At 71.9% G+C, this 18,041-nt stretch carries 12 protein-coding genes; 4 read left to right on the top strand and 8 right to left on the bottom strand.

The features are described from left to right. The first annotated feature begins 84 nt into the window (after positions 1 to 84). Positions 85 to 936: a class I SAM-dependent methyltransferase gene (locus tag IG74_RS0115075; protein WP_078868790.1), complete on the top strand. Its 852-nt coding sequence runs from the start codon at positions 85 to 87 to the stop codon at positions 934 to 936. Positions 937 to 1,013: 77 nt separating this feature from the next. On the opposite strand, the gene ftsH is transcribed toward IG74_RS0115075, so the two are convergent. From ftsH to IG74_RS0115105, 6 genes are all read right to left on the bottom strand, one after another. Then, positions 1,014 to 2,945 (bottom strand): ATP-dependent zinc metalloprotease FtsH, encoded by a 1,932-nt coding sequence (gene ftsH, locus IG74_RS0115080; RefSeq protein WP_030675956.1) that lies wholly within the window; start codon positions 2,943 to 2,945, stop codon positions 1,014 to 1,016. A 168-nt stretch (positions 2,946 to 3,113) separates the two neighbouring features. Further along, positions 3,114 to 4,673, bottom strand: coding sequence for a signal recognition particle protein (ffh, locus tag IG74_RS0115085; protein ID WP_030675960.1), 1,560 nt, complete (start codon positions 4,671 to 4,673; stop codon positions 3,114 to 3,116). Between the two features lie 131 nt (positions 4,674 to 4,804). After that, positions 4,805 to 7,255 (bottom strand): [protein-PII] uridylyltransferase, encoded by a 2,451-nt coding sequence (locus IG74_RS0115090; RefSeq protein ID WP_030675961.1) that lies wholly within the window; start codon positions 7,253 to 7,255, stop codon positions 4,805 to 4,807. A gap of 79 nt (positions 7,256 to 7,334) precedes the next feature. Continuing rightward, positions 7,335 to 7,673: a P-II family nitrogen regulator gene (locus IG74_RS0115095; RefSeq protein ID WP_030675964.1), complete on the bottom strand. Its 339-nt coding sequence runs from the start codon at positions 7,671 to 7,673 to the stop codon at positions 7,335 to 7,337. After that, on the bottom strand, positions 7,670 to 9,043 hold the full coding sequence (locus tag IG74_RS0115100; protein ID WP_030675968.1) for an ammonium transporter: 1,374 nt from the start codon (positions 9,041 to 9,043) through the stop codon (positions 7,670 to 7,672). Before IG74_RS0115100 ends, IG74_RS0115095 begins: the two co-directional genes overlap by 4 nt. 436 nt (positions 9,044 to 9,479) lie before the next feature. Further along, positions 9,480 to 10,913: a hypothetical protein gene (locus tag IG74_RS0115105; protein WP_420709899.1), complete on the bottom strand. Its 1,434-nt coding sequence runs from the start codon at positions 10,911 to 10,913 to the stop codon at positions 9,480 to 9,482. A 560-nt stretch (positions 10,914 to 11,473) separates the two neighbouring features. Here IG74_RS0115105 and IG74_RS0115110 point away from each other — a divergent pair. Then, positions 11,474 to 12,256: a bifunctional DNA primase/polymerase gene (locus tag IG74_RS0115110; protein WP_037825436.1), complete on the top strand. Its 783-nt coding sequence runs from the start codon at positions 11,474 to 11,476 to the stop codon at positions 12,254 to 12,256. Between the two features lie 250 nt (positions 12,257 to 12,506). Here IG74_RS0115110 and ftsY read toward each other — a convergent pair whose 3' ends face one another. Next, positions 12,507 to 13,736, bottom strand: a complete 1,230-nt coding sequence (gene ftsY, locus IG74_RS0115115; RefSeq protein ID WP_030675977.1) for a signal recognition particle-docking protein FtsY — start codon at positions 13,734 to 13,736, stop codon at positions 12,507 to 12,509. Between the two features lie 204 nt (positions 13,737 to 13,940). Between ftsY and IG74_RS0115120 the strand changes: the two genes are divergently transcribed. Beyond that, complete coding sequence (locus tag IG74_RS0115120) at positions 13,941 to 15,401, top strand: purine-cytosine permease family protein (protein WP_030675981.1); 1,461 nt, start codon at positions 13,941 to 13,943, stop codon at positions 15,399 to 15,401. 134 nt (positions 15,402 to 15,535) lie between these two features. After that, complete coding sequence (locus IG74_RS0115125; RefSeq protein ID WP_051854913.1) at positions 15,536 to 16,564, top strand: LLM class flavin-dependent oxidoreductase; 1,029 nt, start codon at positions 15,536 to 15,538, stop codon at positions 16,562 to 16,564. Here the strand turns inward: IG74_RS0115125 and IG74_RS0115130 are convergent. Continuing rightward, positions 16,561 to 17,988 carry a sugar porter family MFS transporter gene (locus tag IG74_RS0115130; RefSeq protein WP_030675985.1) on the bottom strand — a complete coding sequence of 476 codons (1,428 nt, stop codon included), beginning with the start codon at positions 17,986 to 17,988 and terminating at the stop codon, positions 16,561 to 16,563. The two genes, IG74_RS0115125 and IG74_RS0115130, sit on opposite strands and share 4 nt — an antisense overlap. Positions 17,989 to 18,041: the final 53 nt, after the last annotated feature.

Consider the following 18,041-nt stretch of genomic DNA (forward strand, 5'->3'; position numbering starts at 1 on the left):
CGGGGGAGAGCGAACGCACGTCATGGGGGCGGACGCATCGTAAGGAATCAGCTGGACAACTCTCGGCGGATTGGGGCGCTTTCGATGACACCTACGCTCGTGCACCCTCACCTCCCGCGCGCGGGTGCACCCCCACGTGTGGACCGGTGCGCACGCGCGCGTGACTGGGCGGAGATCCAGGAGAGGATGCTGGTCCCCCTGGTGGACGCGGTGTACCGGCGGCTCGAAGTGGGCACCGGCACCCGCCTGCTCGACCTGGGCTGCGGTTCCGGGCTCGCGCTGCTGATGGCCGCATCGCGCGGCGCGGCGGTGACCGGCGTCGAGCCGGCGGCGCCCGAACGGCTCGCGCTGGCCCGCGAACGGCTCACGCCCGACGGCCGCTTCACCGCGCACGCCGGCACACGGCTCCTGGAGGGCTCCCCCGAAGCCGCCGCGCCGGACGCGCCCGCGTACACCCTGGTGACCGCGTTCCAGCCGATCGGGGGCACGGCGGGCGACGCCGAAGGGCTTTCGGCCCTGCTCGACGTCGCGGCGCCGCTCGCCGAGCGCGGCGCGCCGGTGGTCCTGGTGGGCTGGGGCCCGCCGGAGCGCTGCGCGACCTCGTCGGTGCTCCGGGTGGCGACGAAGCTCGCCGACCCGCTGCGCGGCTCCGGCGGCTGGCGCCCGGCCTGCCGGGACGACCTGGAGGACGTCGCGCAGCGCGCGGGGCTCAGGCCCGACGGCTCGGGCCGCGTGGCCTGCCCCTTCGGCTACGCGGACACGGACAGCGCCGTCCGCGGGCTCCTGTCCACGGGCCTGTTCGACGCGGCGGTCGGCGAGACGGACCAGGCACAGGTCGACAAGGAGCTGACCGAGGCCCTGCATCCGCACCAGCGCCGCGACGGCACGATATGGATGCCGAACGTGTTCCGCTACCTCATCGCCCGAACGCCCTAACGGCCCTCCCCGTAGACCACGACTGCCGCTACCGCCCTCTTCGTAGTACTCGTACGCCGATGACCGCCCCCGTGGCCTCAGCCGTCCTTCGTGAGCCGGGTGATCCCGGCCACCCGGTAGGCGTCCGCCTCCTCCAGGGTCTCGTTCTCCAGCAGGGCGGCGGCCAGATCGTCCAACTGGCCACGGTGGTCACGTAGTTGACGACAGGCACTCTCGTAGCACTCGTCCACGATGCGGCGCATCTCGCCGTCGATGGTGTCGAGGGTCTCCGGGGCGGCCGCGAGGCCGTACGCCTGCTGCGCGTCGTTCGGGAGGGCCGACAGACGGCCGACGCGCTCGCTCATGCCCCAGCGGGCGACCATCCCGCGCGCGATGTTGGTGACCTGCTCCAGGTCGCTCTCGGCGCCCGTGGTGATGACCCCGTAGACGACGTGTTCGGCCGCCATGCCGCCGAGCGCGCCGATGATGCGGCCGCGCAGGTACTCCTCCGTGTACGCGTACTTGTCGGAGTCCGGAGTGGAGAGCGTGACGCCGAGGGCGCGGCCGCGCGGCACGATGGTGATCTTGCGGACGGGGTCGGCGCCCGGCTGGAGCATGCCGAGGAGGGCGTGGCCGCTCTCGTGGTACGCCGTGCGGCGCCGCTCCTCGTCCGGCATGACCAGCGGCCGCTCGGCACCCAGCTGGACCTTCTCCAGGGCCTCGGAGAGGTCGGCCTGGGTGACGGCGGACTGCTTGCGCTTCACCGCGAGGAGGGCCGCCTCGTTGGCGAGGTTCGCCAGGTCCGCGCCGGTCATCCCCGGCGTAGTGCGCGCCACCTGGGCCAGGTCGACGTCGGCCGCCATCGGGATCGCCCGCGTATGGATCTTGAGGATGGCCTCGCGGCCGCCCCGGTCGGGCGGCGAGACGTTCACGATCCGGTCGAAGCGGCCGGGACGGGTCAGGGCCGGGTCGAGGATGTCGGCGCGGTTCGTGGCCGCGATGACGATGACGCCCTCCGAGCCGGAGAAGCCGTCCATCTCGGTGAGGATCTGGTTGAGCGTCTGCTCGCGCTCGTCGTGACCGCCCATGCCGCTGCCGCCGCCGCGCGCCCGGCCGATGGTGTCGATCTCGTCGATGAAGATGATCGCGGGCGCGACCTTGCGGGCCTCCGCGAACAGCTCCCGTACGCGCGAGGCGCCGACGCCCACGATCATCTCGATGAACTCGGAGGCCGACGCCGAGAAGAACGGCACCCCCGCCTCGCCCGCGACCGCCCGCGCGAGCAGCGTCTTGCCCGTGCCAGGCGGCCCGGCGAGCAGCACGCCGCCGGGCATCCGGGCGCCCATCTTCCGGTACTCCTCGGGGTTGCGCAGGAAGTCGACGACGTCGTTCAGCTCGCCCTCGACCTCGTCGATGCCCGCGACGTCCTCGAACGTGGTCCGCTTCTTGCCCGGCTCCAGCTCCACCGGCTTCGGCGGCTGCTTGCGCCCGAGCATCCCGCCCGCACCGCCCATGCCGGACGCCATCCGCCGCGCGATGAAGATCCACAGCACCACCAGGAGCAGCATCGGCGCCAGCGAGATCAGCAGGTTGGACAGGAAGCTGCGCTCCTGCACCACCGGCTCGGCCGTGACCGTGACCTTGTTCTTGGTCAGGTCCTGCCACAGCTTGTCGTCCGCGAACGCGGGCCGCTGGGTCTTGAACTTCGTGTAGTTCCCGTCGCCGTCCGGGTCCTTCTGCTCCTTCTTCAGCTGCCCCTGGATCGCGTCGCCCTTGGAGTAGATCTTCGACACGTTGCCGTCGTCGACCTGCTTGCTGAATTCGGTGTACGAGATGGTCGGCTCGTCGCCCTCGTTGAAGAAGGACAGGACGATGTTGGCGATCAGGTACACGATCAGGGCGGTGAGGATGAGCCCCATCCAGCCACCGGGCATCTTCCGCTTCGGCGGCGGCCCCGGCTCGGGCTCGGGCGCGCCTTCGGAGCGCCACGGCTGATCGGGCTTGTCGCGCGGCGGCACGGGGTTGCTCATATCCGGACGTTACGTCACAAAAACCTGTGCGGCACTCGCGCGATCACCCGTGAATCCCCCGCCGAACACGCCGGAACGCACCTGAGCACACCTGAACGCGCCTGAACGCGCCTGGGGCGCCCCTCCCTACGGAGGAGCGCCCCAGCGCACGTACACAAAGAGTCAGGCTCAGCCCATGAACTTCTTGAACTCGTCCGGCAGCTCGAAGTCCTTGCCGCCCTGCCCGGCCGGCAGACCGAACGCACCGCCCGCGGCGGCGTCCTCGGCCGCGGCGCGCCGCGCGGCGGCCTCGTCCTCCTGCTGCTTGCGCTTCATCGGGTTGCCCGAGCGCTGCTTGCCCTTGGCCTGCTTCTGCTTCTTCTTCTGCCGACCGGGGCCGCCGCCCATGCCCGGCATCCCGGGCATCCCCGGCATGCCGCCGCCCTGAGCCATGCGGGACATCATCTTGCGGGCCTCGAAGAACCGCTCGACCAGGTTCTTCACGGCGCTGACCTCGACGCCGGAGCCCTTGGCGATGCGGGCGCGACGCGAGCCGTTGATGACCGTCGGGTCCTGGCGCTCGCCCGGCGTCATCGACTTGATGATCGCGGCCGTGCGGTCGACGTCCCGCTCGTCCAGGTTGTTGATCTGGTCCTTGATCTGCCCCATGCCGGGCAGCATGCCGAGCAGCTTGCTGATGCTGCCCATCTTCCTGACCTGCTCCATCTGCGCCAGGAAGTCGTCGAGCGTGAAGTCCTGGCCCTTCTTGGAGGCCAGCTTGGAGGCCATCTTCTCGGCCTCTTGCTGCGAGAAGGTCTGCTCGGCCTTCTCGATCAGCGTGAGCATGTCGCCCATGCCGAGGATGCGGGACGCCATCCGGTCCGGGTGGAACGCGTCGAAGTCGTCCAGCTTCTCGCCGTTCGACGCGAACATGATCTGACGGCCGGTGACGTGCGCGATCGACAGGGCCGCACCACCGCGGGCGTCGCCGTCGAGCTTGGAGAGCACCACGCCGTCGAAGCCGACGCCGTCGCGGAAGGCCTCGGCCGTGTTGACCGCGTCCTGACCGATCATGGCGTCGACGACGAACAGGACCTCGTCCGGGCTGACCGCGTCGCGGATGTCCGCGGCCTGCTGCATCAGCTCCTGGTCGATGCCGAGGCGGCCGGCGGTGTCGACGATGACGACGTCGTGCACCTTGGTCTTCGCGTACTCGATGGAGTCCTTGGCGACCTGCACCGGGTCGCCCACGCCGTTGCCCGGCTGCGGGGCGTAGACGCCGACGCCTGCGCGCTCGGCGACGACGCTCAGCTGGTTCACGGCGTTCGGGCGCTGGAGGTCACAGGCCACGAGCAGCGGCGAGTGGCCCTGCGACTTCAGCCAGTGGCCGAGCTTTCCGGCGAGCGTGGTCTTACCGGCACCCTGGAGACCGGCGAGCATGATGACCGTCGGCGGCTGCTTGGCGAAGCGCAGGCGGCGGGTCTCGCCGCCGAGGATCGCGACCAGTTCCTCGTTGACGATCTTGATGACCTGCTGGGCGGGATTCAGGGCCTGGGAGACCTCGACCCCGACCGCGCGCTCCTTCACCTGCTTGATGAAGGCGCGGACGACGGGCAGCGCCACGTCGGCTTCCAGCAGGGCGATACGGATCTCGCGCGCCGTGGCGTCGATGTCCGCCTCGCTCAGACGTCCTTTGCTCCGGAGAGACTTGAAGGTCGCTGAAAGGCGATCGGAGAGAGTATCGAACACGGCGGAGTCGGTCCTCAGGGTCGGCGATGGTAAGCGTTGCACCCCAGGGTATCTGGCCCGGCAAGCCGAGTGTCCCTGCCTGCCGTCAGCCGACGGCGCGGAGCCGGTTCCGGGGCGGCGTACGGACCGCGTCAGCCCCGCAGCGCCCCCTCGACACCGCGTGCCACCTCGGCCGCCCGCTCCCCCGCCAGCGGCCCGCCGTCGGCCCCGGTGACGTAGAACGCGTCCACGGCGTTCGCCCCCAGGGTCGACACGTGTGCGCTGCGCACCCGCACCCCGGCCGCCTCCAGGGCGAGGCCGATCCGGTGCAGCAGGCCGGGGGCGTCCTGGGCCCTGACCTCGATGACCGTGGCACGCCGTGAGCCCGCCGACGCGACGGTGACGCGCGGCGGCGGGGCGAGCACCCCGCGCCGCCTGGGGTAGGCCGCGTCCCGTTCCGCGAGGCGCGCCGCGATGTCCAGGGAGCCGTCGAGGGCCCGTACGAGGTCGGAGCGGAGCCGGGCGGCCTGCGGCAGCGAGCCGTACTCGGCGGCCACCCGCCAGTCGAGCAGCAGCACCGAACCTCCGACCTCCGACGGCAGTTCGAGGACGCGCAGCTCGGCCGTGCGGACGGTCAGGCGGTGGGTGGCGAGCACCCCGGCGGCGGCCGCGAGGATCCCCGGCCGCTCCGGCACGGCGATGAGCAGCTCGACACCGAGGCCTTCGGCGGGCTCGTCGGGGACCGGCTCCGTCCGGGTGCGCAGCGACAGGACGGGCCCGCCGGTGCGGAACGCCTCCAGGGCGAGCCGCTCCTGCTCGGCGGAGGCGGGCGGCTCCGGGTGCTCGACCGGCTCGTTCCCCGCGAGGACCGCGCCGACGCGGCGGACCAGGTCCGTGACGAGGGAGTCGCGCCAGGCGGACCAGGCGGCGGGCCCGGTGGCCAGGGCGTCGGCCTCGGTGAGCGCGTGCAGCAGCTCCAGGGTGCCCTGGCTCCCGACGGCCTCGGCCACGGTCTTCACGGTGGCGGGGTCGTCGAGGTCGCGCCGGGTCGCGGTCTCGACGAGGAGCAGGTGGTGGCGTACGAGGCAGGCGAGCACGGCGGCGTCTGTGCCGTCGAAGCCGACCCGGGTCGCCACGTCACGGGCGATGATCTCCCCGGCGACGGAGTGGTCGCCGGGCCAGCCCTTGCCGATGTCGTGCAGGAGCCCGGCCATGAGGAGCAGGTCGGGCCGCTCGACGCGGCGGGTGAGGGCGGCGGCCCGCACGGCCGTCTCGACGAGGTGGCGGTCCACGGTCCAGGTGTGCACGGCGTTGCGCTGCGGCCTGCACCGCACCCGCTCCCAGTCGGGCAGGAGCCGGGTGATCAGGCCTTCCGCCTCCAGGGCCTCCCACACTTGAACGGTGGGCCGGCCTGCGCCGAGCAGGGTGACGAGCTGTTCGCGGGCCTCCGCGGGCCAGGGCGTCGGCAGCGGTTTGGCCGTGGCGGCCAGGTGGCGCACGGCGTGCAGGGACAGCGGCAGGCCCGCCTGGGCGGCGGCCGCGGCGGCGCGCAGCGGCAGGACGGGGTCCCGCTCGGGGCGCGCGGCCCGGGCGAGGACGACCTCGCCGTCCTGCTCCACCACGCCTTCGGCGAGCGGCGAGCGCTCGGCGGCGGTGGTCCTGGCGCCGCCGAGGAGGCCGCGAAGGCGTGGCCTGCCGCTGCGGGCCCGCAGGACGCGGGAGACCTCGCGCCAGGTGACGTCACCGGCGTAGGCGACGGTGCGGGCGGCCTCGTAGACCTGCCGGAGCAGCGTGTCGGCGTCCAGGAGGCCCAGTTCGGCGGCGACCTGGTCCTGTTCCTGGAGGGCGAGCCGGTCGGTGGCGCGGCCGGTGGTCAGGTGCAGTGCGTCGCGTACGTCGAGCAGGGCGCGGCGCGCCTCGGCGAGGCCTTCGCGGGGCGCGTCGGCGAGCCAGGACGCGGCGACGGCGCGCAGGGCGGTGGCGTCCCTGAGGCCGCCGCGGGCCTCTTTCAGGTCGGGTTCGAGGAGGTGGCTCAACTCACCCTGCCGTTCGGCCCGTTCGGCGCACAGCTCGCGCAGCTCGGGGAGTCGTTTGGGCGCCTGGTTGCGCCAGTCGGCGAGGACGGTGGCGCGCAGGGCGGTGGTGAGGCCGAGGTCGCCCGTGACGTGCCGGGCGTCGAGGAGGCCGAGCTGGACCTTGAGGTCGTCGGCGGCCGTCCTGCGGGCCTCGGCGGGGGTGCGTACGGAGTGGTCGAGGGAGAGGCCGAGGTCCCACACCGGGTACCAGATGCGGTCGGCGAGGGCCGCGAGGGCGCCGGGTTCCGCGCTGCCGTCGTGCAGGAGCAGCAGGTCGAGGTCGCTGCGCGGGGACAGTTCGCCGCGGCCGTAGCCGCCGACGGCGACGAGGGCGGCTCCGCGCGGCGCCCCGAGGTCGGCGGCGCCCGCGGCGAACAGGCCGCCCAGCCAGCCGTCGGTGAGCTCGGCGAGGGCGGAACGGCGCGGCGGCCCGGACCGCGCCTCCTGGTGCAGGAGGCGCAGCCGGGCCGCCGCGTAGCCGCTGGGTCCGGAGTCTTCGGCTTCGGTTCGTACGTCCACACTCGTCACCCGGCGGCTCCTGTTCTCCACGGTCTCCAGGGCGGTTACGGCACGTCGTGCGGGCGCCCGTGACGCGGCGCCCGGGGGGTTACAGCGCGTCGGGGCCGCGTTCCCCGGTCCGGACGCGGACGGCGGTCTCGACGGGCAGCGTCCACACCTTGCCGTCGCCGATCTTGCCGGTGCGGGCGGCCTTCACGATGACGTCGACGAGCTGCTCGGCGTCGTCGTCCTCGACGAGGACCTCGATGCGGATCTTGGGTACGAGGTCGACGGTGTACTCGGCGCCGCGGTAGACCTCGGTGTGTCCGCGCTGGCGGCCGTAGCCGCTGGCCTCGGTGACGGTCAGGCCCTGGACGCCGAAGGCCTGGAGGGCTTCCTTGATCTCGTCGAGCCGGTGCGGCTTGACGACCGCGGTGATGAGCTTCATGCGTCCACCTTCTTGTTCTTCGGCTCCGCCGCGGAGGAGGCGGCGGACTGCGGTACCGGGCCCGGCGCGGCGGCCGTGGTGCGCGGGGCCGTGCCGCCGCCCGCGCCGCTGAAGTCGTAGGCCGTCTCGGCGTGCTGGACCTGGTCGATGCCGCCGACCTCCTCGTCCTCGCTGACGCGCATGCCGATCGTCTTGTCGATGAGGAAGGCGAGCACGGCGGAGGCGAGGAAGGAGTACGCGAGGACGGCGCCGACGCCCGCGGCCTGCTTGCCGAGCTGGTCGAGGTTACCGCCGTAGAAGAGGCCCTTCGCCGTGGACTGGCCGCCGCCGGTGGCGAAGAGGCCGACGAGGAGGGAGCCCGCGATGCCGCCGACGAGGTGGACGCCGACGACGTCGAGGGAGTCGTCGTAGCCGAACTTGAACTTCAGGCCGACGGCCATGGCGCAGAGCAGTCCCGCGACGGCGCCGATGGCGATGGCGCCGAGCGGGGAGCAGGAGCCGCCGGACGGGGTGATGGCGACGAGGCCCGCGACGGCGCCGGAGGCGGCGCCGAGCGTGGTGAACGCGCCGTGCCGCAGCTTCTCGTAGACGAGCCAGGAGAGCATGGCGGCGGCCGTGGCGACCTGGGTGTTGAGGAACATCAGCGCGCCGACGCCGTCGTCGTTGCCGAGCCAGGACCCGGCGTTGAAGCCGAACCAGCCGAACCACAGCAGGCCCGCGCCGAGCATGACGAGCGGCAGGCTGTGCGGCCGCATGGGGTCCTTCTTGAAGCCGACGCGCTTGCCGATGACGAGGATCACGCCGAGTGCGGCGGCGCCCGCGTTGATGTGGACGGCGGTGCCGCCCGCGAAGTCGATCACGCCGAGTTCGAAGGCCCAGCCGCCGGTGCCCCAGACCCAGTGGGCGACGGGGAAGTACACGATCGTGGCCCACAGCGTGACGAACAGGGCCCAGGCGGTGAACTTCACCCGGTCAGCGAGGGCGCCGCTGATCAGCGCGGGCGTGATGATCGCGAACATGAGCTGGAAGACCGCGAAGACGTAGACGGGGACGGTGTAGCCGTCCCACAGCTGGGTGAGGCCGATGCCGCTGAGGCCGACGTAGTCGGAGTCCCAGGCGATGAGGCTGCCGTGGTCGGTGCCGAAGGCGAGGGAGAAGCCGTACAGCACCCACAGGACGGTGACGATCCCCAGGCTGATGAAGCTCATCATCAGCATGTTCAGGGTGCTCTTGACGCGGACCATGCCTCCGTAGAAGAAGGCGAGACCCGGCGTCATGAGCATCACCAGGGCGGAGCAGATGAGCATGAACCCGGTGTTGGCGGCAGACAGCTCCGGGGCGTCTGCGGCAAGCGTGATGCCTGGGGGCATCGCAGTCTCCTCGTCGTCGGATCGGCCCGTGCGGGCTGCGGCCTCTGCGGTGCGAGGACGGTGGGCCGGTTATGCGGCACGAGGTTGGCGCAGCGCGGTTTCGGCCAGTGCCGCTCGATGTTTCACGGTAGTGACGAAGAGGTCGGGCGTGTTACGCGTGAATGAACTGCACGCCAGAACCGGAGGACGGAACGTACCCTCCCAAAACCTCAGCCATCAATTGGGCAACCCCCACGGCGAGCACCCCGGTCCGCGAGAGCGGCGCCGGTTTAGGCGCGGAAGCAGCCCGGCCGCGGCGCCATCCGGATGACCTGGCGTGAGGGAGCCGAGTCGGACTGTTCGGGATGGGCTGCCGCGGCCGGAGTCCTGGGGCGTCGGGCCCGGGCCCCTGGAGGGGGGTCTCAGGCCCTGGAGGCGTCGGCGGGCTCTGGGGCCGTCAGACGGCCTCCGCGGTTTCCGGCATCTCCTGGGCGAGCTGCTCGGTGAAGTGGACGACCTCCGGGACGTCGCCGAAGTCCCGCACCGCGTTGTCGACGGTCTTGCGCAGCCGGGTGTTGACCCGCTCGGAGCGCACCTTCTTGGCGATGTCCAGGGCGTCCCTGGCGAGCAGCACGCTCTGCTCGGGCTCCTTCTGGAGCAGGTGGACGGTGGCCATGCCGATCAGGTTCAGCGCGTACGACCGCTGGTGCTCGGGGTCCTTGCCGAAGAGCTCGACGGCGCGCTCCATGACGGGCTCGGAGAGGGAGGCGTAGGTCGGGCTGCGGCCCGCCACATAGGCGAGGTCGCGGAAGGAGTGGGCGTTCTCGCCGTTGAGCTCGGCCTCGGAGAAGAAGCGGATCCAGTCCGGCTCGGGATCGTCCCAGTCGTCCGCGTCGGTGAAGGTGTCCTCGGCCATGCGCACCGCCCGTTTGCAGCGGCCCGGCTGGCCCATGCCGGCGTAGGCGCGGGCCTCCATCGCATACAGCATCGCCTGGGTGCGCGGGCTCGCGCAGTCGCGGCTGCCGTACTGGGCGAGGTGGATGAGCTCCAGGGCGTCGTCGGGGCGGCCGAGGTGGATCATCTGGCGGCTCATGCTGGAGAGGATGTACGAGCCGAGGGACTTCTCGCCCGCTTCCTTGGCGGCGTGCAGCGCGAGGACGAAGTACTTCTGGGCGGTGGGCTGGAGCCCCACGTCGTAGCTCATCCAGCCCGCCAGCTCGGCCAGTTCACCGGCGACCTTGAACAGGCGCTTGGCGGTGGACTCGGGCTGGGGCTCCTGGAGCAGGTCGGTCACCTCGTGCAGCTGGCCGACGACGGCCTTGCGGCGCAGGCCACCGCCGCACTGGGCGTCCCACTGGCGGAACATCACCGTGGTGGACTCCAGGAGGTCCATCTCCGGCCCGGACAGGCGGCCGGGGCGTCGGCCGGGGTACTGCTGGGGCTCGGGCTCCGCCACCACCTGGGCGGTGGAGGGCCCCGGCACCAGCCAGCGCTGCATGGGCTCGATCAGGGCGGGCCCCGCGGACAGGGCGAGCGAGGTGCCGAGGAAGCCGCGCCGGGCGAGCATCAGGTCGCTGCGGCTGAACTCGCTGATCAGCGCGACCGTTTGCGGACCCGTCCAGGGCAGGTCGACGCCGGAGACCGAGGGTGACTGGTGGGCGGCGCGCAGGCCGAGGTCCTCGACGGCGACGACGCAGCCGAAGCGCTCCGAGAACAGCTCGGAGAGGATGCGCGGGATGGGCTCGCGGGGGTTCTCCCCGTCGAGCCAGCGCCGGACGCGCGAGGTGTCCGTGGAGATGTGGTGCGCACCCAACTGCCGCGCTCTGCGGTTCACTTGGCGCGCCAGCTCGCCCTTCGACCAGCCGCTGCGCACGAACCAGGAGCTGAGCATCTCGTTCGGGCGCTTCTCGGCGTTCGCACCGCCACCGCTACTGCCGCCCACTGGAACGCCCCCATCCCTCAAGACACTTGTACGCCGTCCTCGGTCAAGCCCTAACAGAATGCCGCGTGCCGCGGCCGCCCGTCCGGAGAATGTCACCCATCGAACGGGAAGCCGACTTGCCTCCGGCATACCCGCGAGCGCGCCCTGCTCCCGACTCCATGCACTGAAAGTAATCCTACGATCACCCCTCCGGCGAGGGCGATCCCGGAAACGCCACCATTCGCCACCCCTTCGAATGAACTCCCGGCCCGCCGCACGCGATTCACTTGACACAGAACAACCGAGAGTCGGCGGAACGGAGCACACGGGGGCGTGGGCTGCGGGGCACACCACCCCCGAATCCCCCGAGCGCCGTGAGCACTTGGCGGCGGAAGTCGGCGAAAGTCAGCGAAAGTCGGCTTGAGACGTCCAAACAGCGACGCACGGCGACTCCCAAGACAGCTTAAGACAGAGAGTCACGATCCGATTCCGTCACGTAACCACGGCGCACTCGACCCGTTGGAGGGGGCATGGGCTTCACGATCGGCGGCATCCGGGGGACCAAAGAGCCCCGTTCCGGTGACCGCGGGACAAAGGATCCGGGACTCCGGGGGGCGAAGGACACGGGCGGAACGGCCCGGGGGGCGAGCGACCGGGAGCCCGGCCGCGCGAAGGAGCCCAAGGAGCCGCGCGCCACCTCGCGGCGGCGCGGCCGCGCGGCGTCCGACTGCACCGCGGTGGCCGAGTACACGGGCCTGTGGGGCTGGGGCGTGGTGCCCGGCGCGCGCGCCCAGGACGGCCGCTGCTCCTGCGGCGCCGCCGACTGCCCGGCCCCGGGCGCGCACCCGCTCGACTTCGCCCCGGAGGTCCCGGCGGGAGCCACGCTCGACGAAGTGACCGACGCCTGGGGGCAGTTCCCCGGGGCGGCCGTGATGCTGCCGGTCGGCCGCGCGTTCGACGTCATCGAGGTCGCGGAGACCGCGGGGCGCCGCGCCCTGGTGCGCCTGGAGCGGATGGGCCTTCCGCTCGGCCCGGTGGCGGCCACGCCCGACGGTCGCACGCACTTCCTCGTCGCCCCCGGCGCCGCCGCCGAACTCCCCCAGCTGCTCTACCGCATGGGCTGGGACGACGCGGCCCTCGACCTGCACGGCCTCGGCCCCGGCAGCCACATCACCGCGCCGCCGTCCGACCGCGGGGGCCTCGGCCCGGTGCGCTGGCTGCGCGCCCCCGACCCGGACTCGGCGACCAGCCCTCCGCACGCCCGCCTGGTCCTCGGCACGCTCGCGTACGTGGCCCACCGCTCACCGGCGTAACGCCCCGCATGCGCGCGGGGGCGCACTCCCCGCGCGCGGGACGCCCGATACGGAAGGGCCCCGCCCCGGCTGCACCCCGGGGTGGGGCCCTTCTCCTTGATCTGCGCGACTGAGCGGCCGCGGTGAAGTCCGCCGCGGCGCGGCAGCGCCCCGAAGGGGCGCGGGGCTGTGCCGATATGTGGCTCCGCCACGCGGGCGCGACCGGCCGCGGACGGCCCGCGGGTCCGGCACCGCACTTCCCGCGAAGCGCCTAGTCGCCGATAAGGGCATCGACGAAGGCCTCCGGCTCGAACGGCGCCAGGTCGTCCGCGCCCTCGCCCAGGCCCACCAGCTTGACCGGCACGCCCAGCTCGCGCTGGACGGCGACGACGATGCCGCCCTTGGCGGTGCCGTCGAGCTTGGTGAGAACGATGCCGGTGATGTCGACGACCTCGGCGAAGACCCGGGCCTGCACCAGGCCGTTCTGGCCGGTGGTGGCGTCCAGGACGAGCAGCACCTCGTCGAGCGGCGCGTGCTTCTCGACCACGCGCTTGACCTTGCCGAGCTCGTCCATCAGACCGGTCTTGGTGTGCAGCCGGCCCGCGGTGTCGATGAGCACGACGTCGGCGCCCTCGGCGATGCCCTCCTTGACGGCGTCGAAGGCGATGGAGGCCGGGTCGCCGCCCTCGGGCCCGCGCACGGTGCGCGCGCCCACGCGGTCGCCCCACGTCTGGAGCTGGTCGGCGGCGGCGGCGCGGAAGGTGTCGGCGGCGCCGAGGACGACCGAGCGGCCGTCGGCGACGAGGACGCGGGCGAGCTTGCCGGTGGTGGTGGTCTTGCCGGTGCCGTTCACGCCGACGACCATCACGATGCCCGGGGTCTCCAGGCCGGACTCGGTCTTCACGGCGCGGTCGAAGTCCGTGCCGACGAGCAGCAGGAGCTCTTCGCGCAGCAGGGCGCGCAGCTCCTCCGGGGTGCGGGTGCCGAGCACCTTCACGCGCTCGCGCAGCCGCTCGACCAGTTCCTGGGTGGGGGCGACGCCGACGTCGGCGGTGAGGAGGGTGTCCTCGATCTCCTCCCAGGTGTCCTCGTCGAGGTGCTCGCGGGAGAGCAGGGTCAGCAGGCCCTTGCCGAGCGCGTTCTGCGAGCGGGACAGACGGGTGCGCAGACGTACCAGGCGGCCCGCGGTGGGCTCCGGGGTCTCGATCTGCGGAGCTTCGGGGGTCGCGGGAGCCTCGGGCTCCTCGACCACGACGGGGGCGGACGCCGACGGCTCGGCGACCGGCAGGTCCACCTCCTCGATGGTGCGGCGCGGCTCGTCGCGCGACGTCTCGGCCTCGTCGCCGACGTGCGGCTCGGCCGGGGGTGCGGTGATGGTGGGCGTGCTCGACGGGGCCTGGGACGGCGGCAGCTGCTTCTTCTTGCGGCTGCCGACGACGAGCCCGCCGATCGCGCCGACCACGACCACGGCGATGACTACAGCGAGGATGACGATTTCCATAACCCACCCAGTATCAGTCATGGCCCGTCGGCGGACCCCTCTTGTGACTTCCTCCAATAGACATAGGCCACTAGCCGGGATTACTCGGACTAAAGTACGATGGAAGAGGCTGCGTCAACGCGCGTAGAGTCCCATCCGAAGAAAACCCCCACCGGCTGCGACAACGTCGACGCAGGCCGAGCGAGAGGCACGGAACTCCCCCTCATGAGCACCACCGCCGAAACCGCCGAACACGAAGGCGCCCTGGAGACCCGGGGTCTGGAGCCGGTTCCCGACTCCGAGCGCCACGGCAGGACCCGCGAGCTGTTCCCCACCTGGGTCGCCGCCAATATCAGCGTGCTGCTGCTCACCATGGGCGCGGGCCTCATCGTCTCGAACGAGCTGAATTTCTGGCAGGTCCTGGTCGTCGCCCTCGTCTCGCCCGTCCTGAGCTACGGCCTGGTGGGCCTGGTCTCCATCGCCGGCAAGCGCGGCGGCTCGCCGGGCATGACGCTCTCGCGCGCGGTCTTCGGCCAGCGGGGCAACCTCTTCCCCGGCTCGCTGATCTGGGTCGCCCGCTGGGGCTGGGAGACGATCAACGCGGTCACGGGCGCGTACGCGATCCTCACCGTGCTCGACATCTGCTTCGGCGTGAAGGCGAACACGGCCCTGAAGGTCATCACGCTGCTCGCCTTCGTCGCGGCCACGTTCCTCATCTCGGGCCTCGGCCGCAAGGTGCTGCACGTGTGCAGCCAGTGGTCGACGTACCTCTTCGGCGCGTTCAGCGTCCTGGTCCTGGTCTACCTCCTGAAGAACACCGACTGGTCCAAGGTCTTCGACAAGCCCGCGGGCTCCACGGCGATGATGATCGCGGGCATCGGCACGATCGCCGCGGGCGGCATCAGCTGGGTCCCCACCGGCCCGGACTTCACCCGCTACCTGCCGCGCACGGCGCCGAACAAGCCGCTGGTCGGCCACGCCGTCGGCGGTGCCGCCATCGTCGTCGTGCCGATGGTCCTGATGGGCGCCGTCATGGCCGTCTCCACGCCGAGCCTGTCCTCCGCGCAGGACCCGGTCGCCTTCCTCGGCGACCTGCTGCCGACCTGGATCGCCGTGCCGTACCTGATCATGGCCCTGATCGGCATGCTCCTGATCAACTCGATGTCGATGTACTCGGCGGGCTTCACCGCGATGACCCTCGGCATCAAGGTCCCGCGCGCGTGGGCGGTCAGCGTGAACGCCGTCATCAGCCTGATCTTCGGCTACCTCCTGATGAACGTGGCGACCAGCTTCATGGGCTCGTTCATCTCCTTCCTCACCCTGCTCGCCGTCGCGTTCTCCGCCTGGATCGGCGTCTTCGGCATCGACATGCTGCGCCGCAAGGCGTACGACGGCCAGGGCCTGATGGACACCACACGCACCAGCGTCTACTGGTACAAGGCGGGCTTCGCCTGGCAGGCCATGACCGCCTGGGGAGTCGCGCTCGTCGTCGGCCTGCTGTTCACCAAGGTCGACTGGTTCAGCGGCCCGCTCGCCACGTCCTGGATCGGCCGCAACGGCCTGGGCTGGCTCGTCACGATCCTGGTCGCCGCGGTGCTGTACGCGGTCCTGCCGCGCCGGCCGCTCCCCGAGAGCGACGCGAAGGCCCCGGCCGCCGCGGCCGAGCCGGTCGCCGCCGAGGCGTGAGCCCGCGCGGCCGCCACGGGCCGCGGCCCGACCGCCGTACACCCCTGTTCATCTGACACCACGTCAGCTACCGTCCCCCTTCGCCGCCCACGGCCCGCCGCTCCGGCGGGTCCCGGTGAAGGGGGACGTCGCGCATGCCCGTCACAGTCGTCCGCTTCAACCTCGTCGACCCGGCGTCGCGGGAGCTCGGCGCGCGCTACCGGGCCGCCCTGGAGATGGCCGCGTACGCCGACGACCGCGGTGTCACCACCGTCCAGACCGAGGAGCACCACGGCGCCGCCGACAACTGGCTGCCCTCGCCGTTCGCCTTCGCGGGCGCGGTCTTCGGCGCCACCCGGCGCGTCCTGGTCACCGTCTCGGCCGCCATCGGGCCCCTGTACGACCCGCTGCGGCTCGCCGAGGACATCGCCGTGCTCGACCTGCTCAGCGGCGGGCGCCTGGTCACGGTGGCGGGCATCGGCTACCGGCCCGAGGAGTACGCGGCCCTCGGCGTCGACTGGTCGCGGCGCGGCGCGCTCCAGGACGAGCTCCTGGAGACCCTCCTGAAGGCCTGGACCGGCGAGGAGTTCGCCTTCCGCGGGCGCCGGGTGCGCGTCACGCCGCGCCCGCACACCCGGCCCCATCCGCTGCTCCTGGTCGGCGGCTCGTCCCGGGCCGCAGCACGCCGCGCGGCCCGGCTCGGCCTGCCGTTCTTCCCGAGCGCGCACCTGCCGGACCTGGACGCGTACTACCGGTCCAAGCTCACGGAGTACGGCACCGAGGGCTGGACCACGATGCCCGCCGCCGAGACGCCGCTGCTGCACCTCTCCGAGGACCCGGACCGCGCCTGGGCCGTGTACGGCGAGCACTTCCTGCACGAGGCGCGCGCCTACGCGTCCTGGCAGTCCGGCGGCGTCCGCTCGGCGGTGCGGTCGACGGCCACGACGGTCGAGGAGCTGCGCGCGGAGGGCGTGTACCGGATCCTCACGCCGGACGAGTGCGTGGCGCGGGTGGCGGGCGGCGCGCCGAACCTCGTGCTGCACCCGCTGGTCGGCGGGATGCCGGTGGACGAGGGCTGGCGCGGCCTGCGGCTGTTCGGTGAAGACGTACTGCCCCGGCTCAAGGACATCGGGTCCGTGAGCCGGGGCAGCTTTCCGCAGGAGGAGGGGGCAGCGGGGTCTTAGCCCATCTCCTCCAGGGTCTTGCCCTTCGTCTCCTTGACGAACTTCAGGACGAAGGGGATCGAGAGGGCCGCGAAGGCGCCGTAGATGATGTACGAGCCGGTCAGGGACCACTCGGACATGCTCGGGAAGGTCTTGGTGATCGCGAAGTTGGCGAGCCACTGGGCGGAGGCGGCCACACCGAGACCGGCGGCGCGGATGCGGTTGGGGAAGATCTCACCGAGGAGCACCCAGACCACCACGCCCCAGGAGAAGGCGAAGAAGAGCACGAAGGCGTTGGCGGCGATGATCGCGACCAGGCCCTGCGCGTGCGGCAGCGAGACGTCGTCACCGGAACCGCTGCGGTAGGAGAACGCCCACGCCATCGTGAACAGCGCGGCCGCCATGCCCGCGGAGCCCATCAGGGCGAGCGGCTTGCGGCCGATGCGGTCGACCAGGACCATCGCGATCACCGTGCCGACGATGTTCACGATCGAGGTCTCGAAGGAGTACAGGAACGAGCTGGACGGGTCCTTGCCGATCGACTGCCACAGCTGGTTCGAGTAGTAGAAGATCACGTTGATGCCGACGAGCTGCTGGAAGACCGAGAGCCCGATGCCGATCCAGATGATCGGCAGGAAGCCGCCCCTGCCGCCGAGCAGGTCCTTGAACGTGGACTTGTGCTCGCTGCGCATGCCCAGGTTGATCTGCGCGATGCGCTGGTCCAGGTTGACGTCCTCGCCCTCGACGTCGGCGAGGACCTTGCGGGCCTCGGCGTCGCGGCCCACGGAGATCAGGAAGCGCGGCGACTCGGGGATCGCGAGGGACAGCAGGCCGTAGAGGACCGCGGGGACGACCATGACGCCGAGCATCCACTGCCAGGCCTCGAGACCGGCGAGCTTGCCGCGCTGGTCGCCGTCGGCCATGTTCAGGATGCCCCAGTTGACCAGCTGCGACACGGCGATGCCGATGACGATGGCGGCCTGCTGGAAGGAGGCGAGCCGGCCGCGGTAGGCGGGCGGCGCGACCTCGGCGATGTAGGCCGGGCCGATCACCGAGGCCATGCCGATGCCGATGCCGCCGATGAGGCGCCACATCGTCAGGTCCCAGGCCGCGAAGGGCAGCGCCGAGCCGACGGCACTGGCGGCGAAGAGCACGGCGGCGATCTGCATGCAGCGGATGCGGCCGATGCGGTCGGCGATGCGACCGGCGACCGCGGCACCGACGGCACAGCCGAGCAGCGCGGTGGCGATGATCCAGCCGAGCAGGTTCGCGTCCACGTCGAACCGGTGCTGGATGGCGACGGTGGCGCCGTTGATCACCGAACTGTCGTAGCCGAACAGGAATCCGCCCATCGCGGCTGCCGCCGTGATGAAGATGACATGGCCGAGATGGTCCGGGTGGGCCTCCCGGGCCCGTGGTGTCGGCGGCTGCGCTGTGCTGGTCACGTGTACTCCTCGGGCCACCGGCGTCGCTGCCGGGGTGGGGGCGAGCTCTTCAA

The organism is Streptomyces sp. NRRL B-1347 (assembly GCF_000720325.1).
GTDB lineage: Bacteria > Actinomycetota > Actinomycetes > Streptomycetales > Streptomycetaceae > Streptomyces.

Bases quoted from the DNA above. Each gene is read 5' to 3' on its own strand.
- IG74_RS0115105 (WP_420709899.1), bottom strand. From the start codon at position 10,913: ATGCTCAGCTCCTGGTTCGTGCGCAGCGGCTGGTCGAAGGGCGAGCTG.
- IG74_RS0115125 (WP_051854913.1), top strand. From the start codon at position 15,536: ATGCCCGTCACAGTCGTCCGCTTCAACCTCGTCGACCCGGCGTCGCGG.
- IG74_RS0115120 (WP_030675981.1), top strand. From the start codon at position 13,941: ATGAGCACCACCGCCGAAACCGCCGAACACGAAGGCGCCCTGGAGACC.
- ftsH (WP_030675956.1), bottom strand. From the start codon at position 2,945: ATGAGCAACCCCGTGCCGCCGCGCGACAAGCCCGATCAGCCGTGGCGC.
- IG74_RS0115095 (WP_030675964.1), bottom strand. From the start codon at position 7,673: ATGAAGCTCATCACCGCGGTCGTCAAGCCGCACCGGCTCGACGAGATC.
- IG74_RS0115100 (WP_030675968.1), bottom strand. From the start codon at position 9,043: ATGCCCCCAGGCATCACGCTTGCCGCAGACGCCCCGGAGCTGTCTGCC.
- IG74_RS0115075 (WP_078868790.1), top strand. From the start codon at position 85: ATGACACCTACGCTCGTGCACCCTCACCTCCCGCGCGCGGGTGCACCC.
- ftsY (WP_030675977.1), bottom strand. From the start codon at position 13,736: ATGGAAATCGTCATCCTCGCTGTAGTCATCGCCGTGGTCGTGGTCGGC.
- IG74_RS0115110 (WP_037825436.1), top strand. From the start codon at position 11,474: ATGGGCTTCACGATCGGCGGCATCCGGGGGACCAAAGAGCCCCGTTCC.